The 3,475-nt window shown below is 68.2% G+C and carries 4 protein-coding genes; all 4 read right to left on the bottom strand.

What is annotated here, in order from left to right; genetic code table 11:
- Positions 1-7: 7 nt before the first annotated feature.
- The 4 genes from Q0U08_RS18930 to Q0U08_RS18945 all read right to left on the bottom strand — a co-directional run bounded on the left by Q0U08_RS18930 (position 8) and on the right by Q0U08_RS18945 (position 3,245).
- Positions 8-682, bottom strand: a complete 675-nt coding sequence (locus tag Q0U08_RS18930) for a CPBP family intramembrane glutamic endopeptidase (protein ID WP_298093295.1) — start codon at positions 680-682, stop codon at positions 8-10.
- Positions 682-1,647 (bottom strand): class II fructose-bisphosphatase, encoded by a 966-nt coding sequence (gene glpX, locus Q0U08_RS18935; RefSeq protein WP_298093296.1) that lies wholly within the window; start codon positions 1,645-1,647, stop codon positions 682-684. Before glpX ends, Q0U08_RS18930 begins: the two co-directional genes overlap by 1 nt.
- A 104-nt stretch (positions 1,648-1,751) precedes the next feature.
- The gene (gene dapD / locus Q0U08_RS18940) at positions 1,752-2,579 is read right to left on the bottom strand and encodes a 2,3,4,5-tetrahydropyridine-2,6-dicarboxylate N-succinyltransferase (RefSeq protein ID WP_298093298.1); all 828 of its coding nucleotides are present in this window, start codon (positions 2,577-2,579) and stop codon (positions 1,752-1,754) included.
- Positions 2,580-2,582: 3 nt separating this feature from the next.
- The gene (locus tag Q0U08_RS18945) at positions 2,583-3,245 is read right to left on the bottom strand and encodes a pyrimidine 5'-nucleotidase (protein ID WP_298093299.1); all 663 of its coding nucleotides are present in this window, start codon (positions 3,243-3,245) and stop codon (positions 2,583-2,585) included.
- Between the last annotated feature and the right edge of the window lie 230 nt (positions 3,246-3,475).

Consider the following 3,475-nt stretch of genomic DNA (forward strand, 5'->3'; position numbering starts at 1 on the left):
CACCCGATCAGTCGGCCACTCCCCCCGCCCGGGAAACCGCCGGCCAAACCACCAGCGCCCCGGCATTGTTCAGCGCGTGCAGCACCACCACCAGCCACAATTGCCCGCTCAGCACGTACAAGCCCGCCAGCACCAGCCCGAAGCTGCCCGACAGCACCACCCCCCGCACCCCCTGATAGCGATGCGCGCAGGCAAACACGGCGGAGGCGATCGCAAACCCCACCACCGCGCTGCCGCTGACCATGGTGACCAGCAACGGCAGCACCAACCGGTATAACGGCTCCTCGACCAGCCCGGCCATCACCGCGACCATCGCTGCGGCGCGTCGCTCTCCCGGTACGGGCATCATCCGCCGCAACGAAGTCGGCAATTCCCGCCCGAAACGCGCCCGAAGCGCGATAATCGCAAGCCCCCCCGAAACGCCCGCCAGGCTGCCGATCACCACTGCGGAAGCCTCTACCGGAGGCAGCAAGGCGCGTAGGGCAAGGAACTCGCCCGGAAAGCGCCACAGCGCATCGATCCGGCCCAGCACCACCAGCGAAACCAGCGCAGGGACCAACATCGCCAGCGGGGCGCGTATCAGCCACCGCCGATAGCGCCCCGCCCCACCGCGGGACCGCCCCCGCAGAAACCAGACCTGCGCCGCCAGCACCAGGGCCAGCAGCGCCGCCACGAGCAGCATCAGCCGATGCGATGCTCGCCCTTCACCCAGCGCACCGTGCCCGACGAGGCGCGCATGACCACGCTCTCGGTGGTCATGATCTTGCCCTTGCGCTTCACGCCTTCCAGCAGCGACCCGTCGGTCACGCCGGTGGCCGCGAAGATGCAGTCGCCGCGCGCCAGCTCGGTCAGGTCATATTGCTTGTTCAGGTCGCTGACGCCCCACTTGTGTGCGCGCGCGATCTCGTCGTCGTTGCGGAACAGCAGGCGGCCCTTGAACTGCCCGCCGACGCAGCGCAGCGCCGCACAGGCCAGCACGCCCTCCGGCGCCCCGCCCGACCCCATATAGACGTCGATCGTCGTGTCCGGATCGCTCGTCGCGATCACGCCCGCCACGTCGCCGTCACCGATCAGCACCACGCCGCAGCCGATGCCGCGCAGCTCCGCGATCAGCGCCTCGTGGCGCGGACGGTCCAGCACGCAGGCGATGATGTCCCTGGGCTCGACGCCCTTGGCCGCCGCGATCGCCTTCACATTCTCGGTCGGGCTGCGGTCCAGGTCGATCACGCCGTCCGGATAACCGGGGCCGACCGCGATCTTGTCCATATAGACGTCGGGCGCGTTCAGCAGCCCGCCGCCTTCCGAAATCGCCAGCACCGCCAGACTGTTGGGGCCGGACTTGGCACAGATCGTCGTGCCCTCCAGCGGGTCGAGCGCGATGTCGATCGCCGGGCCGTTGCCGGTGCCGACCTTCTCGCCGATGAACAGCATCGGCGCTTCGTCGCGTTCGCCCTCGCCGATCACGACGGTGCCGTCCATGTCGAGTTCGTTGAGGGCGGCGCGCATCGCCTCCACGGCGGCGGCATCGGCGGCCTTTTCGTCGCCACGACCGGTTAGCGTGGATGCGGCGATCGCCGCCGCCTCCGTCACGCGCACCATTTCAAGAACGAGGACGCGGTCGAGGACGTTGCTGGCGGTCGCGGTCATGAAATTCCCCTGGGCAGGCCTAGCCGTTGAACATGTTTTACATGCCCGAGATAGGCCCGCCGGGGCGGGGAGGCAAGCCTCCCCGTCGGCCGTACGGCGGTCGTTCAGTCGCGCAGCAGGTCGTTGATGCTCGTCTTGGACCGGGTCTGCGCGTCGACGCGCTTGACGATGACCGCGCAATACAGGCCCGGCTTGCCGTCCACCGACGGCGTCGTGCCCGGTACCACCACCGAATAGGGCGGCACCGCGCCGCGGAACACTTCACCCGTCTCGCGGTCGATGATCTTGGTCGAAGCGCCCAGATACACGCCCATCGACAGCACCGCGCCCTCGCCGACGCGTACGCCCTCGGCCACTTCCGCACGCGCGCCGATGAACGCGCCGTCCTCGATGATCACCGGATCGGCCTGCAACGGCTCCAGCACGCCGCCGATGCCCGCGCCGCCCGACAGGTGGACGTTGCGGCCGATCTGCGCACAGCTACCCACGGTCGCCCAGGTGTCGACCATTGTCCCCTCGCCCACATAGGCGCCGATGTTGACGAAGCTCGGCATCAGGATCGCCCCCTTGGCGACATGCGCGCCGCGACGCACCACCGATCCGGGTACCGCGCGGAAACCGGCGGCGCGGAACTCGGCTTCCGACCAGCCGCTGAACTTCGACGGCACCTTGTCGAACCAGTGGCCGGCGCCCGGACCATTGTCGATCAGCACATTGTCGTTCAGGCGGAAGGACAGCAGCACCGCCTTCTTCAGCCACTGGTTGACGCGCCAGCCGCCCTGCCCGTCCGGCTCGGCGACGCGCGCCTCACCCTTGTCGAGCAGCGCCAGCGCGCGGTCCACCGCCACGCGCATCTCGCCCGCGGTGTCGAAGCCCAGGCTCGCCCGGTCTTCCCAGGCGGCGTCGATGGTGGCGGCCAGATCCTGGCTCATGCGTCAGTCCTCCAATATGCTGTCTAGCCACGGCGCCAGCGCCGGGACGGTGAAATCGATAAAGCTGCGGTCTTCGCCCGGACCTTGCTCCGATCCGTTGTCGACCCACACCGTGGTCATCCCGATCGCCTTGGCCGGCGCCAGGTTGCGCGCCATGTCCTCGAAGAAGATCGCGCGGGTGGGGTCGATGTCGAACGCGGCGCACAGGCCGGCATAGGCGGACGGATGGGGCTTTGGCACCAGGTCCATCGCGTGGATGTCGTGAACCGCCTCGAAACTGCCACCCAGCCCCAGCCGGTCCAGCACCTTCAGCGCATAGGGTGTATCGCCATTGGTGAAGACCAGCTTGCGCCCCGGCAGCCGGGCGATCGCGGCGGCCAGCGGTGCGTCCGTCTCCAGCACGTCCATCTCGATATCATGAACATAGGCCAGAAAGCTGTGCGGATCGACGCCGTGGTCCGCCATCAGCCCGGAGAGCGTCGTGCCATGGCCATGGAAATACGCCTTCTGCACCCGGTGCGCCTCGACATCGTCGACGCCCAGCAGGTCGGCGATGAACGCGGTCATCCGTGCGTCGATATGGGCGAACAGGTTCGCGCGCGCCGGATAGAGCGTGTTATCCAGATCAAAGATCCAGCAGTCTATGTGGGATAGGCGCGCAAGCATCGGCGGACGCTTAAAGCTGCGGGTCCGACGCTGCAAGCGCGCGCCGTCCACCTCTTTTAACCCTCTGCAAACCCGCTAGAACTATTCGGCGGTGCGAACTCGGGGATCGTACACCATGATGAAGCGGAACTGGCGGCACGGATCCGCGATCGGCCTGGCCGGCCTGCTCGCCGCCTGTGGCGGCGCCGGCGGCGGCATCGGCAGCAATCCTGCGCCGCCCGTTGCCACCC

This window comes from uncultured Sphingomonas sp., assembly GCF_946477935.1.
GTDB lineage: Bacteria > Pseudomonadota > Alphaproteobacteria > Sphingomonadales > Sphingomonadaceae > Sphingomonas.

What these genes read in the sequence shown, in the direction of transcription:
- Q0U08_RS18930 (WP_298093295.1), bottom strand. Translation starts at nt 682, where the DNA reads ATGCTGCTCGTGGCGGCGCTGCTGGCCCTGGTGCTGGCGGCGCAGGTC.
- dapD (WP_298093298.1), bottom strand. Translation starts at nt 2,579, where the DNA reads ATGAGCCAGGATCTGGCCGCCACCATCGACGCCGCCTGGGAAGACCGG.
- glpX (WP_298093296.1), bottom strand. Translation starts at nt 1,647, where the DNA reads ATGACCGCGACCGCCAGCAACGTCCTCGACCGCGTCCTCGTTCTTGAA.
- Q0U08_RS18945 (WP_298093299.1), bottom strand. Translation starts at nt 3,245, where the DNA reads ATGCTTGCGCGCCTATCCCACATAGACTGCTGGATCTTTGATCTGGAT.